Here is a 17,558-nt window from a genome sequence, read left to right on the forward strand (position 1 = left end):
ACCCTCCTTATACAATGAGTGTATCCATATCGTTAACCGGATCATGACTCCAACCAAACTCCTTACTGTAATATCGCTCATCCAGATAGTGGATCCCTGAATTCGTCTCAAGGATGGCACCAACTCGATTTAATTCTTCAAATTGACGCCGAAATAAACATACTGAGAATCTCTGTGCCTGTCTGAGGAATTTCACCCGATTATCAAGTTCTGACGCGCTACACAATGCATTAATAATCGTTTTACCCTCATCACCATACGGCACAATGACCCCGATTGTGGGTGAATCAATCACGCAAAACTCTCTAGCGGCGGATTGGAATGACTGATTCAAGAGGAGCGGTGGATTCACCCCACGACTCGAACGGTATGATGCCACCGAAAGCTCGTTTGTTGACAGCAATCTGAACAGTGTATCATCCCTCCCAACCGCTGAGCTCGAACGAACGAGATAGTCCATTTCATCTTTCCTGGAAGAATAGTAATACCTGTAATAGGTAGTGATTGCTTCTAATCCGATAAAGTCGTTCCCGGATTTGAACTCACTAAGAACTCTTTGCGCCTGATCTCGACCGATCTTAATGTCGAGAAGCTGGTCGATATCCTCTTCCTGTGGATTGACAATCCAAACTTTTCCTGGTGTCGCGCGTAATCCATGGCGGTTGCAGCGTCCGGCTGACTGCGCGACCGAGTCCAACCCTGCGAGCGAGCGAATAACTGCGCCGAAATCAATATCTACACCTGCCTCGATAAGTTGCGTACTCACGCAGATAACAGGTTCTTTTGCCGCTAATTTTTCCTTGATGGTATTCAGCACATCCATTCGGTGTGCAGGGCACATATTGGTGCTCAGATGATATGTTGGCGCCAGACGCCTGACTTTGATTTGTTCATACAATGTTCGCGCCATCGCTCGCGTATTGACCACGATCAGAACACTGCCCTCCGAATCCAGTGCCCGTCCGGCAAGATCGACGATCTCATCATTCGTCATTCCTCCATCTTTACGTGCATAGTGAACCTCGACGCGCTGCATGCTCTTGAACAGTTCCACTTCGTTCAGGATGATTCGTTGTTCCTGCTTAACAATAAGCGAACGGTATGGATTGTCCGGTAGTCGATCCAGCGGCGGCTGTGTAGCCGTACAAAGGACAACCGTTGAGCCACAACTATGCGCTAAAAAACGCAGAGCCACGTTCAGCATATGGACGATTCTAATTGGAACTGTCTGCACCTCATCTAAGATAATCACCGCTTTTGCCAGTTGATGCATGCGACGAGTATCGCGCGTGCCTGCACCGAACAAGGCCTCTAAGAATTGGACCTGCGTGGTGCATACAATCGGCGCATCCCAGTTTTCCGCCAGCAGGCTATGACGACGATGCGTATCTTCTTCTGGAACAAAATTGGAGTGGTGTTCGAGTACGACACGACCGCGTTCACTTTCAGGCTCAAGAATTGTTCGCAGGGTGTCAGCATTCTGGTCAATAATCGTAATGTATGGCGCCACGTAAAAAACCCTGTCCATCCCGTGATGCTTTGCATGGTGTAGCGCAAAGCGTAGACTTGCCAGAGTCTTGCCACCGCCAGTCGGTACAGTCAGTTGGTAAATGCCCTTTGGTTTCGTAGCTGCTTCACGGCATGCCCGCGCCACCTGTGATCGCAGTTGATATACTTCCCGCGCCTGGCTACCTTCCTTCGTTTGTGCGACTGCCTGTGCAAATTCATTAAATGTTTTCTCCAGTCGCTCAATCAGCATATCCCAGGATACATAGTTGCCATAACTACGGATTACACTGTTTTCAGGAAACTCGAAATCAGCAGTGTTCAGGCGATCTGCATCCAGAAGACAACTCAGCAGGAAACGAGCCAGAATACCGAGTTTGAAAGCAATAGTCTCCTTTGAGTCGTTCTGTTCTCTCAGACTTTGAAGTTTTTGCATGAATTGTTTTAATATATCCAGCGTAAGAGTTTTATTGAGACCATCCTCGATCTCAGGTAACTTACCCCTGGCTTCAGATACATGTGTTACACTATCATCTTTAGTAATACGTCGACTGAAGTTATCTTCACCTGTGGGTGTCAGACAATCGATCAGTCCGGAGTGGTGCGAAGCTATTGCCAGAGCCAGAAATTGCGCAAGGAACTCGCCTTCCTTGCCTAAATGGCTGCATTTCTCATATACAAGCTGTGCCCCTGCTGTAGAGTGATCTATTTTTCCCTTCCGCGACTCATAATCTATATAGTCATCTTCATCTGGATTTTTCAACCCTGTAGCAGACTTCAGGTAATCCTGAAACTCCTTGCTGGCTTTTCCGAAGTCGTGTGCCAGTCCCATGACTTCTCCAAGTTCTGGCAATCCTATTTTTCCGGCAAAACGCTTCGCCAGTTCTGCGGTTCCTTTCAGATGATCAACTAAAGATTGTTCTTTACCATCGCGTTCGCGTCGATGCGCAATCAGAGCATCCTGCAACTTCATCTCACTCACGCCATACACCCTCGCCATCTTTCGCACCTCCGCTTCCAGCGTCCCGCGCAGCCCCTCCGGTCCCAGCACTTCCACATCGGCGCCCCAGCCGCGGATCCAGGGCAGCATCTCTTTCGGCTCAGCGATCTGTGCTCGCCACACCAGCGATCCGTCGGGTTGCGGCTCGGTGCGCTCGGAGCGGTGCCAGCGCGTCTCCTGCACCCGTCGCGCCACATGCGGGCTGAACCGTAGCACAACTTCCACCGGCTCATCTTCCGATGTCCAGATACCCCATGCGTCGGCTAGATAACTGCGCGGGTCAAAGTCGTCGGGTATCTGATAGGCTTCAGTGGTTAGCTCGGCACGGCGAATGCGCTCGATCTTGTTTCAATCCACGCCTTCTGCGTTTCAATCCGCGAGGAAAGGCGACTAAAACACCGTGCATTGCGCAAAATATAGCACAAATGATCTACTTTTTCAATCCCTTCGCGCTGCCGTTGATCGCTGCTCGTCGGCGGCTTGCCCGCAGCGCTGGCCCGATTGGTCCGCTATAGCGACTCTAGCACACGAGTGTTGCATGTAATGCAACATTTCATGTGTATTTTTCCTGGTCACAGATCTCGCCTGTGCACGTCTCTGCTCCGATGGCGCCGCTGACAGACGCACCATCCTGAGTTCACCTGCTTGCCTGTTTGTTTGCTTGTTTGTTCGTTTCAATCCACGCCTTCTGGGGGAAAGGCGATCTTGCAACTGGAAGTTCAGCGACGGGGAACAGTGGGAGAACAACGGGGTTCTTTGTCCATTGTAGCATGGGGATGTGTCAGGGAATGTCACAAGGGGCAAAGGTCATACGATAACGATACAGGATAGGAGATTACAGGTCGGCACGGATTTCAGAGCACATGGATCGGCACACGCACTGCGGATGGGCACGGATTTCTTCATAACAGAATCCGTGGCAATCCGTTCGATCCGTGCCAATCCGTGGTTTCTTTTTGAAAAGCGCGTGGATCGGCACGGTTTTTTCTCCCAACATCCGCAGCAATCCGTAGTTCATTATGAATGCGCACGTTGCACCCCAACAGCGCAGGACGCTTGACGTTCTCTTATCGTCAGCCGTATCATGGGGGCACAGGAACATTCACAGGAGAGAACAATGGCTGATACTGTAGCCCTTCCAACGATAACGCTCCGATCTCTGGATGCAGGTTGGAACTATGAGCGTTGGGAGCGCGAACTTCCTGATGACGGCAATCGCTACGAGGTGATCGAGGGCATTCTGTACATGACTACTGCACCGGGTTATTTCCACCAGTGGATCGTGCGTCGTCTGGATCAATACGTCGGCGTGCCGCTGGAACAACAAGGGCTGGCATATGCCGCCACTGCGCCGATTGGCGTGCTGATGCCCGGTTGTGAGCCGGTACAGCCGGATTTTGCGCTGGTACGCCGTGATCGCGCGGGCATCATCAGCGAACGCCGTATCCGCGGCGCCCCCGATCTGATCGCGGAAGTGCTGTCACCATCAAATCCTGAGCAGGACACGGTGATCAAAAGGCGCGTCTACGCCCGTGCAGGCGTGCCCGAGTACTGGATCATTCGCCCTGAAACGCGCGATGTGCTGGTGTGTCGCAACCCCGACGCCACGCTCGGCGATTATACATTCACGCTGCTGGTCGGCGCTGCCGAAACCCTGTTGGCGCACCCGTTTCCGATCAGGATGTCGGTATCGATGATGATCAGCCCGCTCACGCTCTACGACCCCATTCGCGCTGACGCAGACTGCGTAGCCACGCAGTGCTATCCTGCATGTCCTCACGGTCTCGCCACATCCCGATGAACGGCTCATCGGCCAGATTGGTTCGCCGCGTTTTCCTGACAGGCTGTGTGACAGGATAACGAGTTTTCAGAAAAGCGATAAAGTCGATAACCTGCTTCTGCGCTTCTGGAGGCAACGAAGCTATTTCACGAACGATATTTGCAGGCTCCATAGTTCTTGACCCCCTGCTACCCGGAGTAACAAGATATTGTTAACCCATTCGATGATAGCACAAAACCCGTAAGCTGTCAGCACTGCCTGGAGGGGCGCCCCTTCGTCCGCTTGACAAATTTCGCTCTCTGTCACTATCCTGATAGTGATACTGTTTTGATCGCTCTCACGTGGCTACCGGACATCTCTCCATATGTCGAACACCCTCTACGACGACGCCAGACACATCGTTGCTGCGGCGGAAGGCGCCGGTCTCAGCCTGCGTTTGCTTGGCGGCATCGCAGTGTTCCATCTCTGCCCGACGGCGCGTCATCCCGATCTCAGTCGTTCGTATAAAGACATCGACATGATCGGGCGCACGGGAGAACGCACTGCGCTCCAGCGCCTGTTCAGCGAACAGGGGTACGAGCCAGACCGTGAATTTAACCTGCTGCACGGCGCGCAACGCCTGATCTTTCGTCACCCAACCGATGAGCGTCACATCGACGTGTTTCTCGACCGGTTTCAGATGTGTCACACGTTCGACCTGCGCGAACGATTGATCCTGCATCCCGTTACCCTGACGCCGTCCGATCTGTTGCTGACCAAGTTGCAGGTGGTCGAGGCAACGGAGAACGATCTGCGCGATCTGTTCGCCGTTCTTTCCGACCTTCCGCTTGGTGATGCGCCCAACGCCATCGATGCTTCCTATATCGCACAACTGGCATCGCGCGATTGGGGCGTCTACCGGACGCTGATGCTCAGTCTGGAGCGACTCGAACAATGGTCTGCCGGACGACCGACGTATGGCGTCTACCGGGTTTCGGCGCAGATCGCTGCCTTGCGTGCAGCAATCGAGGCGCATCCGAAGACCGTGGCGTGGAAGATGCGCGCACGGATCGGCGACCGTGTGCGCTGGTACGACATTCCTGACGAAGGCGGCTAGCAATGTGGATCTTTGGACGCAAGCAACGATCAACCGACAGCGCGCAGGTGCGCCTGTTCTACAGCAGTGACATTCACGGCTCGGAACGCTGCTGGCTCAAGTTTTTGAACGCAGCGCAGTTCTACAATGCGCAGGCGATTATTATGGGCGGCGATCTGACGGGTAAAATGCTCGTGCCGCTGGTGGAGGAGCCGCAAGGCTATCGAGCGACGTTTCTGGGGCAGGAGACGCTTGCCCGCGACGACGCTGAACTGGCGGCGCTGGAAAAGAATATCCGCTTCAACGGGTTTTATCCGTACCGCTGCGCGCCATCCGAGTATCGACGGTTGGAAGAGGAACCCGCCTACCTGGATCAGGTGTTCCGCCGCGTTATGATCGACGCAGTACGGCGCTGGGTTGCGCTCGCCGAAGAACGCCTGGCAGGAAGCGGCATTGCCTGCTTTGTGATGGCTGGCAACGACGATGAACCGGCGCTGGACGAGGTGCTGCGCAACAGCACTTTTGTACGCAACCCGGATGGGTGCATGCTGGAATGGGGACAGTACCAGATCATCGGCGAGTCATGGGTGCCGCCAACACCCTGGCACAGCCCGCGTGAGATGAGTGAAGAAGAACTGGAGCGCAAAATCCGCACTGTCGCCGACCGCCTTACGCATGATCGTCCGGCAATCTTCGTGCTGCACAGTCCGCCGTACCGCAGCACGCTCGACGATGCACCGCAGGTGCGCGATGACCTGACAGTTGTCACCGAGGGCGGTCAGGTCGTGATGACGCCGGTGGGAAGTATCGCCGTGCGACGGGTGATCGAAGCGTTCCAACCGGTGCTTGCGCTGCACGGACATATTCACGAGTCGCGCGGCGCGGTGCGCATCGGGCGCACCCTCTGCATCAACCCCGGCAGCGCGTATGGCGAAGGGGTGCTGCATGGCGCACTGATCACCCTGGAAGGAGATCGCATTCGGGCGCATCAACTGGTGAGCGGATAGCGCACATTGCGCAATCTGGCAAGGGTTGGAAGCACATTAGATAAGGCGAGGACGTTGTGATCTACGATCTGACACGAACGCTTGCAGAAGGAATGCCGGTCTATCCGGGAGATCCGCAGGTGCGCCTCGATGTGATTGCCACCCCGCCGTGGCAGGTCAGCGCCCTGCATCTGGGGAGTCACAGCGGCACCCACCTCGATGCTCCGTCACACTACATCGCTGGCGGGCGCAGCATCGATACATTTCCACCTGATCGCTTCATCGCTCCAGGAATGGTCGTCGATGCCCGCGGATATGCGGCAGACGCCCCGATTGGCGCCGCCATTCTCGATGGCTACGATCTTCAGCCAGGAATGATCGTCGTTATCCGAACCGGTTGGGAGGCATTCTGGCAGGATGCACGCTACTTCCAGCACCCCTACCTGAGCGTCGATCTGGCGCACGCTCTGGTCGAACGGCGTGTGTCGCTGGTGGCGATCGATGCACTGAATGTCGATTCAACCCCTGGCGGCGGCGAATTGGCGCATGCCGTGCTGCTCGGCGCCGATCTGCTCATCGCTGAGAATCTCTGCAATCTCGATGCGCTGATATGCGGGCAGGCGTACATGTTCGCCATCACACCGCTGTTGCTCCACGCTGCCGATGGCGCACCCGCACGCGCCCTGGCATGGGATATCGATCATCGCTTTGGAACCTTCCTTCGTTTTTGACAGGAGGCGCAACGTGGCAGGACGTTCACAATCAATCACGGCGCCGCGCACCTTCACCCGCAAAGCGACCGGTCTGGTGCGCCAGGCAGGCATCTTCGACGTGCTGGTGTACAACGTCAACTTTATCAGCGTCGGGTTGATGGTCGCACTGATGGTGCTGATCATCCCATCGTATGCTGGCGGCAACATCTACCTTTCGCTCCTCTTCTGCGCACTGCTGGCGCTGCCAACCGCCTGCGTCTATGCCTTTCTCTCGGCAGCAATGCCGCGCAGCGGCGGCGACTATGTCTATGTGAGCCGTGTGCTCGGTCCGGCGGCAGGCATGATGGGCAGCTGGAACATGACGATCTGGTGGATCCTGTACGGCGGTGTGCCATCGGCGTTTCTGGCAACCTACGGCGTTGCGCCGTTCTGCCGCGTGCTTGCAGCGATGACGGGCAATACCGGGCAAGATGGATGATTATCGATATTACCGGCGTGCCATTGATCGACACGGCGGTCGCCAACCATCTGATCCTGGCGACGCAGGGGATCGCACTCCTGGGGGCGCGCACGATCCTGGTTGGCGTATCTCCCGAGCTGGCGCAGACAATCGTTGGGTTGGGGATCGATGTGAAGAAGTTGATGACCCACAGCGATCTGCGCTCGGCGATTGCATTTGTGATGAAGCGGCGGCAAACATCTTCGTCCGCACGTTGAGAGCCTTTCCGCATATCACATGTCAGGCGTCAGTGCAGGCGCAGCAATCGCGCACGCTCAACGGTACGGGTGGATCGATGATTGACGTTCCTTCGTGCGCCGGGTATACTGGCGCGCGCCGAAGAACCGTTCGGCGGAATCGTTGCAATGAAGCAGAAGGACACAGGTGTGAGCGAAATCCGAGTCACTGTCTGGAATGAGTTCCGCCACGAGCAGGACAGTCGCCATCCAGCAAGCAGCATATACGGCGCGCAGGGTATTCACGGCGCGATCGCCGAAGGACTCCGGGAACATGGCGGGTTCGCGGTGCGCACCGCCACGCTCGACGAACCCGAACACGGCTTGACCGACGAGGTGCTGGCGACGACCGACGTGTTGATCTGGTGGGGGCACATGGCGCACCATCTGGTGCAGGACACGATTGTCGAGAAGGTGCATGCCCGCGTACTTGACGGCATGGGGCTGATTGTGTTGCACTCCGGGCATTTCTCGAAGATTTTCCGCAAACTGATGGGCACAACCTGCGATCTGAAATGGCGCGAGGCGGACGACATCGAGCGGATCTGGGTCGTCGAGCCGGGTCACCCGATCGCTGCCGGTCTCGACGAGTGCTTTGAGTTGCCGGAGGAGATGTACGGCGAGCGGTTCGATATTCCGGCGCCGGAGCAACTGGTGTTCATCAGCTGGTTCACCGGCGGCGAAGTTTTTCGCAGCGGTTGCTGCTACACCCGTGGACGGGGCAAAATCTTCTACTTCCGCCCCGGTCACGAGTCCTACCCGACCTATCGCGATCCGAATGTGCGCCGGGTGATCGCCAACGCTGCGCGCTGGGCAGCGCCGTCGGGCGGACCAAAACCGGTGTTCGGCAACGCAAAGCCGCGAAACAAGTAGGGGCGCCGCGCAGCAGCGCCCGTGCCAGTAGGGGCGCCGCGCAGCAGCGCCCGTGCCAGTAGGGGCGCCGCGCAGCAGCGCCCGTGCCAGTAGGGGCGCCGCGCAGCAGCGCCCGTGCCAGTAGGAGCGCCGCGCAGCAGCGCCCGTGCCAGTAGGGGCGCCGCGCAGCAGCGCCCGTGCCAGTAGGAGCGCCGCGCAGCAGCGCCCGTGCCAGTAGGGGCGCTGCGCAGCAGCGCCCCTGTGCGAGGATGAGGGAAACTGTGTCTACACTTGTGGATATTCTGCACATTGGTGAACCTGATGCGCTCGCGCTTCTGGCGCCGGACACCCAACCGCTCACGTTTGGGCGTCTGCGTGCGCATGTGGTGGAACTGGCGGAACGTCTGGCGGCATATGGTGTCGGACGCGGTGAACGGGTGGCGATTGCGCTCGGCAATGGTCCGGCAATGGCGTTGAGTTTCCTGGCTGCGGCAACGTGCGCCACCGCAGCGCCGCTCAACCCGAAGTACCGCCAGGAGGAGTTTGCCTTCTATTTCGAGGATACGCGCGCAACGACGCTGATTGTGCCGCCAGATGGCATGGAAGCGGCGCGCGCCGCTGCCTTCCCTGGCATGACTGTTGTGGTTGCGGCGCTGCGTGCCGATGGGATGCTCGACCTGTCGCTCGAACGCGGCGCGCGCCCGCCCCAACCATTCATCCCGCCCCAACCAGACGATGTGGCGCTGATCCTGCATACCAGCGGAACGACCAGCCGTCCCAAGCGGGTACCGCTGCGTCAGCGCAACCTGATCGCCTCGGCGCGCAATATCATCGACGCATATCGGTTGAGTCCCGATGATCGGGCACTGTGTGTGATGCCGCTCTTCCACATCCACGGCATTGTCGCCACGCTGCTGGCGCCGCTCGCTTCTGGCGGTTCGGTCGTTCTTCCTCCGGGTTTCGATGCCATGCGCTTCTGGGGATGGTTGACCGCCTTCCGTCCGACCTGGTTCTCGGCGGTGCCGACCATGCATCAGATGCTGCTGGCGCGCGCCGAACGCCAGATCGCAGCGATCCGCGCGGCGCCGTTGCGTTTCATCCGTTCCAGCAGCGCACCGCTGCCGCCGGTCGTACTCGAACGGCTGGAAGCGACGTTCCAGGCGCCGGTGCTTGAGTCGTATGGCATGACCGAAGCAAGCCATCAGATGACGACCAACCCGTTGCCGCCGTTGCCGCATCACGCCGGTTCCGTCGGGTACGGTTTCGGCGTCGAGGTGACCATCCTCGATGAGCAGGGAGCGGAAAAGGCGCGCGGTGAGCGCGGCGAAGTCGCCGTGCGCGGTCCGAATGTGTTCGATGGCTACGAAAACAATCCAGAAGCCACCGCTGCCGCCTTCACAAACGGCTGGTTTCGCACCGGCGATCAGGGGCGGATCGACGACAATGGCTATCTGTGGCTCACCGGACGCCTCAAGGAACTGATCAATCGGGGCGGCGAAAAGATCTCGCCGCTGGAAATTGACGATGTGTTACTCCGGCATCCGGCGGTCGCGGAAGCGGTGGCGTTCGCTGCACCTCACCGGACGCTTGGAGAAGAGGTGCACGCTGCCGTCGTGCTGCGCGCCGCAGCGACTGAGCGCGAATTGCGCGACCATTGCGCAGCATTTCTGGCAGATTTCAAGGTTCCGCGCGTCATTCATATTCTCCCGGAAATTCCGCGCGGCGCGACCGGCAAGGTGCAGCGGATCGGGATGGCGAAACTGCTGGGGTTGACTGACGACTCATCAGGAGACGCACGATGAAGATCTGCATTGTTGGCGCCGGTTCGATCGGCGGTTACCTGGGTGCGCGGTTGATCCATGCCGGCGAACAGGTGACGCTGATTGCGCGCGGCGCCAATCTGACTGCCATCCGCGAACGCGGCATGACCCTGATCGAGACCGATGGCGCAACGATAACGGCGCAACCGGCGCTGGCAACCGATGACCCGTCAAAAGCCGGACCGCACGATGTCGTCATCATTGCCGTGAAGGCGCACCAGTTGCCCGCCGTCGCGCCACTGCTGCGCCCGCTGTTTCACGACACGACGATCGTCGTTCCGGCGCAGAACGGCATCCCCTGGTGGTACTTCCAGCGGCACGGCGGGCCGCTGGAGGGACGACGCATCGAATCGGTCGATCCCGACGGAATCATTGCAGCCAATATCGAAACCGAACGGATCATTGGCTGTGTCGTCTACCCGGCGACCGAACTGGAAGCGCCGGGGGTTGTTCGCCATATCGAGGGAGATCGGTTTACGCTTGGCGAACTTGACGGTTCGCGCAGCGAGCGCGTGCATCTGCTCTCCCAGACACTGACGCGCGCCGGGCTGAAAGCGCCGGTGCGCTCCCGCATCCGCACCGACATCTGGATCAAACTGTGGGGCAACCTGGCATTCAACCCGGTCAGTGCGCTCACCCGCGCCACGTTGATCGACATCTGCCGTCATCCACAGGCGCGCGCCCTGATCGTTGCGATGATGGCGGAAGGGCAGGCAGTCGCAGAGCGCCTGGGCATTACGTTCGACATGACCATCGACCAGCGCATCGCTGGCGCCGAACGGGTTGGTGCGCACAAAACCTCGATGCTGCAGGACATCGAGGCTGGCAGAGCAACAGAAGTGGACGCCCTGGTGGGAACAGTCGCCGAACTTGGCAGGCTGACAGACGTGCCGACGCCGCACATCAACGCGATCTACGCTGCCGTCAAACTGCTGGAGCAGACCGTGACGCGCGTCACACCGGCTCATTCCGCTTGATCCGCTCACAGAGTTCGGTCGTCTCTGGCAGCGGCTCCATCCCCAGTTCGTCCTGCATTGCCTGGACACAGCGCGCATAGGCGCGCAGCGCCTGGGAGCGACTGCCAGAGCGCGCATAGGCGCGCATCAGCATCTGGTACGCTTCCTCATAGCCACGGTCGCGGCGGATGATGTGCTCGCACAGATCGATCGCTTCATCGAACTCTTCGCGATCGATCAACAACCGGGCAAGTGTCGCCGTCGATGCCAGATGACGCGCCAGGAGACGCTCACGCTCTTCAAGCGTCCAGGGATCGTATAGCGCTTCGGCGAGATAATCGCCGCGGTACAACTGGAATGCCGTGCGGCGACTGCGGATCTCCACTTCGGGATCGCGTCCCGGTGCGCCGGCAGTGCGCAGTTCAAACTCATCCACATCGATCCAGCAGCCATACGAGGGTGCAAAACTGTACGCCAGCCCCTGCCGTCGAATAAAGAACGGCGCCACCCGTGGCGGACGACGCGGCTCCAGCACATTATTGAGCGCATTGAGCGTCACCTTAAACTGGCGCTCGGCAGCCGACGGTTCGCTGTCGGGCCAGAGCCAGGCGCAGATCTGCTCACGCTGCAACCACATGCCGCGATACGTCAGCAACAACTGGAGCAACTGGCGCGCCTTCTCACGCTGCCACTCGCGTGCCTGTATCTCGTGCGAGCCGCGGAAGATGCGGAAACGACCCAGCATGTAGACCCGCAGTGTATAGCCGGGATGATAGGTGTCAACCGCGTCATCGGCGGCAATCGAGGGGAAACCCTGGCGCAACAGACGCTGCGCCACTGCTGCCTGCGCCGATGCAGCGCCGCGCAGCGCCCGACCGCGGAGCAGAAGCGGAACCAGAACTGCAAGATCGTGCGGACCGAAGAGCGTGCGCGTTGTCAAGACGCCATCGAAGCCACACGCATCGATCAATCCAAGCAGGCGCGCCAGAGTGCGATCGGCTTCGGCTTCCTTCCCGGATTGCAGCAGGATGTGCGCTTCCCAGATCAGCGCGACCGTCTGCCCATACTGATCATCACCCCGCACAAAGCGTTGCTGCGCTTCGTGGAGCCATTGCGCCGCGCGCGGATCGCCGGCAGTGGCCGCAACGCTTCCGAGCGCAAGCCAGATCAGCGCCGCCATCCAGTCGTCACCCGCCTCCAGCGTGCGGTCAAGACCCTCACGGGCATACGCTTCGGCGGCGGCAAGGTTGCCCGCATGCCCTTCAAGCAGCGTCAGACCCATCATCACCTCGGCGCGCATGCGGGGAATACCGCTCGACTCGATCATATCGAGCGCAATGCGGTAGTGACGATACGCCATCTCGTCGCTCGACGCCGTCACGAGATAGGCATGACCGAGGCGCATATGAGCAATAGCCTCGGTCAGCGGCGAGTCGCCGCGTTGTGCTTCGAGCAAGCCGCGCTGTGCAAGCGCCAGCGCGCGCACCCCATTGCCCAGCATGCACTCGATCAACGCCAGGAGCAGAAGCGGATCGCGGTGCAGCATATGCTCACCGCGCGCCCTGCCCGTATCGAGACCGAGTTCCTCTTCGAGCAAACGTCGCGCTTCGACAAGCCGGCCGCTCCGCAGCAGCAGGCGGGGCGACAGAACGGCAGAGCGGCGGAGACCGCCACCGCCCGGATCGCCGCGCGACGTTCTCCCATACGCTTCGCGGTGGGCGGCAGCAATGATGAAAATTGCCACATCAGCACGGCCCCGGTTGATCCAGTTCTCAGCTTGCAGACTCAGAATAGTCGCCCGTTCAGCGCGACGATGGCGCGGCAAGAGTTTCATCGCGCGCTTCAACAGCACCGCTGCTGGCGCTGGCTGCACCGTATCGATGTACACCTCCGCCTGACCGCGCAATGCCCGCACCTGACCATCCATATCTCCCTGCGCACGGTAGCGATCCTCCGCCTGGCGGTACGACTCCAGCGCCTGCGCGTAGCGACCGAGGCGACGTTCGGCGATTGCCCGCGCCTCGAGCAGCGCAGCATTGTTCCGGTGGTCGGTCGGGATCTGTTCGATCCACGACAGCAGCGCAACCGCCTGCGCCCCAGAAACGCCGGCGAGCGCCATACGACTCAATGCCGCCGACGCTTCCTCCCATTGCGCCGCAGCAAGAAAATGGTGCGCCGCGCCGTGATCATCGCCCTTCGTTGCATAGTACTGACCCAACTGCGCATGGATGCTCCGCCAGTTCGGCAATTCACGTTCCGCCAGGCGCGCAAAACTGGCAGCCTGTAACGGCTGGTAGACCGACCGACCGTCGGGCAGAGTCTCAATGAACAACTCATGTCGTTCGATCATCTTGAGATCGATATGGAGATCGGCCAGTTCAGCGACGGCAGCGCATGCCGATTCATCGATCCAGCGCATCAACGCTGTACCCAGCAACCAGGTGCGCAGATCGAACGGCAGGTCGCCCAGGACTTCACGCGCCAGATACGCATCGAGTTGGGGTGCAATGTGCTCCAGCAACCGTTCTGGCAGGATCGGTTCGTGCTGCGTGGCGCCCAAATCAACACGAGCGGTTGCAAAGAAACGGAGCGCCAGGGGCCAACCACGCGCCAGTGTATTGAGTTCATCATCATAAGGACTCGGCGGCAACCCGCAGGCGGCGAAGAATTCACGCGCCTCCTCATTGGTGAACGCCAGTTGCGCCCGGTTCAGGCGGTAGAGTTCACCGCGCGCTGCCACTGTCGGCAGTGGCGCCAGTGAAGGCATCTCGCGACTCGCCAGCACCAGATGGAGACGTGGCGGCAGGCGATCAATCAGATGCTCGATCAGGACGCGCAGTTCGGGACGCCTGTCGGCGCAGTGGACGTCGTCGAGCACCAGGAGCGTCTCATCACCGAGCGCGGTCAACGCATTGATCAACCGGTCCAGCACATCGACCGGGTGCACGGTGACGAAACAGGAGGGATCAAAACCGGTAATCGGGCGAAACGCCGTCGCCAGATGGAGCGCCAGTGAGATCGGCGTATCCGCAGCATCAAGACGACACCAGGCAACAGGCCAGCCGCCGTGACGCGCAAAACCGGTGAGCGCAACCGTCTTACCGCCGCCTGCCGGCGCGGTCACCAGCGTCACCGGATAATCGGCGACCGCAGCAAGCAACCCATCGATCCGTGGACGCTCGATGAGCCGGGCCGGCTGCGGCGGCGGCTCCAGACGCGGAAGCAGTACCGTAGATGCGAGAGACACAGTAGCGCCGAACTCGCCCGTAACTCGTGAACTTAGCATGTCGCAAAGAAATATGATTGTATTATACTTAATACTACCATCTTTTGACGAAAAGCGCTGTCCTGGAAAGGAGCACTTCTGTGACCGTCAAAAACGTTGAAGAGACTGCACACAAAACCTACAGCAGCGCTCAGGAAATGGTAGGAAAATCAGTCAAAGCCTGGACTGAACTCATCGCCGTCAGCACCGATATGGCCTACGAGATGGTGCTGAAGAACTGGAACTACAGCCGTAGTATTCGCAGTTCCGCCGAGCAAGCCATCGAAGACGCGCTCAACACCCAGGCGCGGTTTGCCCGCGAAATGATGGGGGTCTGGAAAGACTATGCCGAGAGCGTCTCCGACATCATCAGTCGGACCGCCCGGAAAGAGTGATGTCGGAGACGCACCACGGGGGAGACGTTGCGCCATCAACGTCTCTACCCGTTACATATACGCCCCGCCATTGACGTTGATCTGCTGTCCAGTGATGTAATCCCCATCCGCTGCAAGGAAGACGACTGCTTTCGCCATTTCCTCCGGCAAGCCGAACCGCCCCAGCGGGATGCGCGCCTTGATCTGGTTCTGAACCTCTTCCGGCACCTTCGAAAGCATATCGGTCAGGGTAAAGCCGGGCGCCACAACGTTCACCGTAATGCCGTACTTCGCCAGTTCGAGCGCAGCAGTCTTGCTGAAGGCAATGATCCCGCCTTTGCTCGCACCGTAGTTCGCCTGACCAAATGCCGCCGTCTGCCCATTCATCGAACTGATGTTGATGATTCGACCGTACTGTTGCTCGATCATCGGCTGCATGGCCGCAGTGGTGCAGAAGAAGACGGCGTTCAAGTTTGTCTGGATGACCTGGAGCCAATCCTCGTCGGTCATTTTACGGAGCGACCGGTCACGGGTGATCCCCGCATTGTTGACCATGATATCGAGTCGTCCATACGCATCCAGGAATCGGCGCACCATGGCGCGCGCCTCGGTCGGATCGGCCACATTCGCCTGGAGCAGCATGCATTCACGTCCCATGGACTTGATTTCGGCGGCCACCTCTTCCGCCAGCGCCTGATTGTGCTGATAATTGACGCCGACCGTGCATCCCTCGCGCGCCAGTTCCAGCGCAATTGCACGACCGATCCCTCGTGAAGCTCCCGTCACGATCGCATACTTTCCTTCGAGACGACCCATCCCTTTACCTCCTTATGTGTGTCTATAAATTGAGACTTGAGAACCGAGAACTGAGCGCCCGCTGCCAGTACGGGCGCAGCGCCGCTGCTTCTCCTCCATACGCCCCTGCTGCCGGTACGGGCGCAGCGGCGCTGTGCCCCTCGCCTCTCGCCTCACCTATATCCGCTCGAAGATCGCAGCGATGCCCTGACCGCCGCCGATGCACATGGTGACGCAGGCGTAGCGACCACCGGTGCGTTGCAGCTCGTAGAGCGCCTTCACCGTCAGTATCGCGCCGGTTGCGCCAATCGGGTGACCGAGCGAAATGCCGCTGCCGTTCGGATTGACCTTCTCCATTGGTAGATCAAGCTCGCGGATGACGGCGAGCGCCTGCGCCGCGAACGCCTCGTTCAGTTCAAACAGATCGATGTCATCGATGCTCAGTCCGGTGCGCTCCAACACCTTGCGCACTGCCGGAACCGGACCGATGCCCATATACTTCGGGTCGACGCCGACAACGCTGTACCCCACCAGACGACCCATCGGTTTGTAGCCGCGCTGTTCGGCAACACTGCGTTCCATCAACACCACAGCAGCCGCAGCATCATTGATGCTCGATGCATTACCGGCGGTCACGGTTCCCTGCTTGTCGAAGACCGGACGCAGTTTGGCAAGCTTCTCAAGACTTGTGTCAGGGCGCACGCTTTCATCGGTATCAAACATCTGAACCCCGCCCTTGACCTTGATCTCAACGGGCAGAATTTGATCCTTGAAACGCCCTTCCGCAATGGCAGCGGCAGCGCGTTTATGACTTTCAACAGCCAGCGCATCCTGATCCTCGCGAGTAATCTCCCACTTCCGGGCGACATTCTCAGCTGTTACGCCCATGTGCACATCATCGAACGGATCGCTGAGCGCCGCTACCATTGCATCGACCATCGCAACATCATTCATCCGCGCGCCCCAGCGCATCGCATGCGCCCAGTATGGGCTGCGACTCATCGACTCGGCGCCGCCAGCGACGGCGGCATCGGCATCGCCGAGCATGATTGTCTGCGCTGCCGAGATGATCGCCTGCAAGCCACTGCCGCACAGGCGATTCAACGTCAACGCCGGAACGTCCACCGGCAAGCCGCCCTTGACCCCTGCAACCCGCGCCAGATAGTGGTCGTGCCCGTCGGTGTGGATGATATTACCAAACACAACCTGCCCGATTTCCGTCGGCTCGACACCCGCGCGCCTGACCGCTTCACGCACGACCTGCGCCGCCAGTTCGCTCGGCGGTTGATCCTTGAGACTGCCGCCAAAATTGCCGATCGCGGTGCGGACACCACTCAGCACCACTACGTCGCGTCCATTCGCCGTCATTGCTGCCTCCTTTGACTGATTGCCATGCGTCCGCAAGAGCGAAGATGCATGCCCTCGTTACTGAGATCGTCTGGCTATGGGATACCACATGTGCACACTCGACCGCCTGCGCTCGACCGTTCGGAATTGCGGAGCGACGATCGCACCCAGGTCAGTCCTCGCCTCGTTTATCGCAGCAGATATGCAGGGTGAGTTGCGATTTCTATTGTACCATTGTAATGGAAAGGCTACCAGTCTGGCGTTAGCATGTTTTTGTAAGGAGTAACCGTTTCTTCACCAGATGTAGCGAAGATGACCATGTGCAACCTGATATGATATAGTAGAGTCATGTCA

General features: G+C 59.1%; 14 protein-coding genes. 10 read left to right on the forward strand and 4 right to left on the reverse strand.

All coding sequences use genetic code 11. The features are described from left to right. Positions 1-7 precede the first annotated feature (7 nt). Positions 8-2,731: a CRISPR-associated helicase Cas3' gene (gene cas3 / locus ROSERS_RS22340; RefSeq protein WP_442969649.1), complete on the reverse strand. Its 2,724-nt coding sequence runs from the start codon at positions 2,729-2,731 to the stop codon at positions 8-10. An 892-nt stretch (positions 2,732-3,623) separates the two neighbouring features. On the opposite strand from cas3, the gene ROSERS_RS22345 reads away from it, so the two are divergent. From ROSERS_RS22345 to ROSERS_RS22385, 9 genes are all read left to right on the forward strand, one after another. Next, positions 3,624-4,307 carry a Uma2 family endonuclease gene (locus ROSERS_RS22345; protein ID WP_011959011.1) on the forward strand — a complete coding sequence of 228 codons (684 nt, stop codon included), beginning with the start codon at positions 3,624-3,626 and terminating at the stop codon, positions 4,305-4,307. Positions 4,308-4,650: 343 nt separating this feature from the next. Then, positions 4,651-5,382 carry a hypothetical protein gene (locus ROSERS_RS22350; RefSeq protein ID WP_011959012.1) on the forward strand — a complete coding sequence of 244 codons (732 nt, stop codon included), beginning with the start codon at positions 4,651-4,653 and terminating at the stop codon, positions 5,380-5,382. Positions 5,383-5,384: 2 nt separating this feature from the next. Next, on the forward strand, positions 5,385-6,368 hold the full coding sequence (locus tag ROSERS_RS22355) for a metallophosphoesterase family protein (RefSeq protein ID WP_011959013.1): 984 nt from the start codon (positions 5,385-5,387) through the stop codon (positions 6,366-6,368). Between the two features lie 56 nt (positions 6,369-6,424). Next, positions 6,425-7,078 carry a cyclase family protein gene (locus tag ROSERS_RS22360; protein ID WP_011959014.1) on the forward strand — a complete coding sequence of 218 codons (654 nt, stop codon included), beginning with the start codon at positions 6,425-6,427 and terminating at the stop codon, positions 7,076-7,078. 13 nt (positions 7,079-7,091) lie between these two features. Beyond that, entirely contained in the window at positions 7,092-7,538 is a 447-nt protein-coding gene (locus ROSERS_RS22365) for a hypothetical protein (protein ID WP_011959015.1), read from the forward strand. Continuing rightward, entirely contained in the window at positions 7,535-7,777 is a 243-nt protein-coding gene (locus ROSERS_RS22370; RefSeq protein WP_049767561.1) for an STAS domain-containing protein, read from the forward strand. Before ROSERS_RS22365 ends, ROSERS_RS22370 begins: the two co-directional genes overlap by 4 nt. Before the next feature lie 147 nt (positions 7,778-7,924). Further along, positions 7,925-8,668, forward strand: a complete 744-nt coding sequence (locus ROSERS_RS22375) for a ThuA domain-containing protein (protein WP_041336063.1) — start codon at positions 7,925-7,927, stop codon at positions 8,666-8,668. Between the two features lie 248 nt (positions 8,669-8,916). Further along, positions 8,917-10,449 carry an acyl--CoA ligase gene (locus ROSERS_RS22380; RefSeq protein ID WP_041334345.1) on the forward strand — a complete coding sequence of 511 codons (1,533 nt, stop codon included), beginning with the start codon at positions 8,917-8,919 and terminating at the stop codon, positions 10,447-10,449. Continuing rightward, positions 10,446-11,444: a 2-dehydropantoate 2-reductase gene (locus ROSERS_RS22385; RefSeq protein ID WP_011959018.1), complete on the forward strand. Its 999-nt coding sequence runs from the start codon at positions 10,446-10,448 to the stop codon at positions 11,442-11,444. The genes ROSERS_RS22380 and ROSERS_RS22385 overlap by 4 nt, the downstream gene beginning before the upstream one ends. Here the strand turns inward: ROSERS_RS22385 and ROSERS_RS22390 are convergent. Then, entirely contained in the window at positions 11,422-14,670 is a 3,249-nt protein-coding gene (locus ROSERS_RS22390) for a BTAD domain-containing putative transcriptional regulator (protein WP_232282713.1), read from the reverse strand. The two genes, ROSERS_RS22385 and ROSERS_RS22390, sit on opposite strands and share 23 nt — an antisense overlap. Positions 14,671-14,789: 119 nt before the next feature. On the opposite strand from ROSERS_RS22390, the gene ROSERS_RS22395 reads away from it, so the two are divergent. Further along, positions 14,790-15,083, forward strand: coding sequence for a phasin family protein (locus ROSERS_RS22395; protein ID WP_011959020.1), 294 nt, complete (start codon positions 14,790-14,792; stop codon positions 15,081-15,083). Positions 15,084-15,134: 51 nt separating this feature from the next. Here ROSERS_RS22395 and ROSERS_RS22400 read toward each other — a convergent pair whose 3' ends face one another. Then, entirely contained in the window at positions 15,135-15,878 is a 744-nt protein-coding gene (locus tag ROSERS_RS22400) for a 3-oxoacyl-ACP reductase family protein (RefSeq protein ID WP_011959021.1), read from the reverse strand. Positions 15,879-16,034: 156 nt separating this feature from the next. Beyond that, positions 16,035-17,225: an acetyl-CoA C-acyltransferase family protein gene (locus ROSERS_RS22405; protein ID WP_011959022.1), complete on the reverse strand. Its 1,191-nt coding sequence runs from the start codon at positions 17,223-17,225 to the stop codon at positions 16,035-16,037. Between the last annotated feature and the right edge of the window lie 333 nt (positions 17,226-17,558).

It is taken from the genome of Roseiflexus sp. RS-1, from assembly GCF_000016665.1.
GTDB lineage: Bacteria > Chloroflexota > Chloroflexia > Chloroflexales > Roseiflexaceae > Roseiflexus.

Coding starts and splice junctions, on each gene's coding strand:
- ROSERS_RS22345 (WP_011959011.1), top strand. CDS start 3,624: ATGGCTGATACTGTAGCCCTTCCAACGATAACGCTCCGATCTCTGGAT.
- ROSERS_RS22350 (WP_011959012.1), top strand. CDS start 4,651: ATGTCGAACACCCTCTACGACGACGCCAGACACATCGTTGCTGCGGCG.
- ROSERS_RS22355 (WP_011959013.1), top strand. CDS start 5,385: ATGTGGATCTTTGGACGCAAGCAACGATCAACCGACAGCGCGCAGGTG.
- ROSERS_RS22370 (WP_049767561.1), top strand. CDS start 7,535: ATGATTATCGATATTACCGGCGTGCCATTGATCGACACGGCGGTCGCC.
- ROSERS_RS22375 (WP_041336063.1), top strand. CDS start 7,925: ATGAAGCAGAAGGACACAGGTGTGAGCGAAATCCGAGTCACTGTCTGG.
- ROSERS_RS22380 (WP_041334345.1), top strand. CDS start 8,917: ATGAGGGAAACTGTGTCTACACTTGTGGATATTCTGCACATTGGTGAA.
- ROSERS_RS22385 (WP_011959018.1), top strand. CDS start 10,446: ATGAAGATCTGCATTGTTGGCGCCGGTTCGATCGGCGGTTACCTGGGT.
- ROSERS_RS22400 (WP_011959021.1), bottom strand. CDS start 15,878: ATGGGTCGTCTCGAAGGAAAGTATGCGATCGTGACGGGAGCTTCACGA.
- ROSERS_RS22405 (WP_011959022.1), bottom strand. CDS start 17,225: ATGACGGCGAATGGACGCGACGTAGTGGTGCTGAGTGGTGTCCGCACC.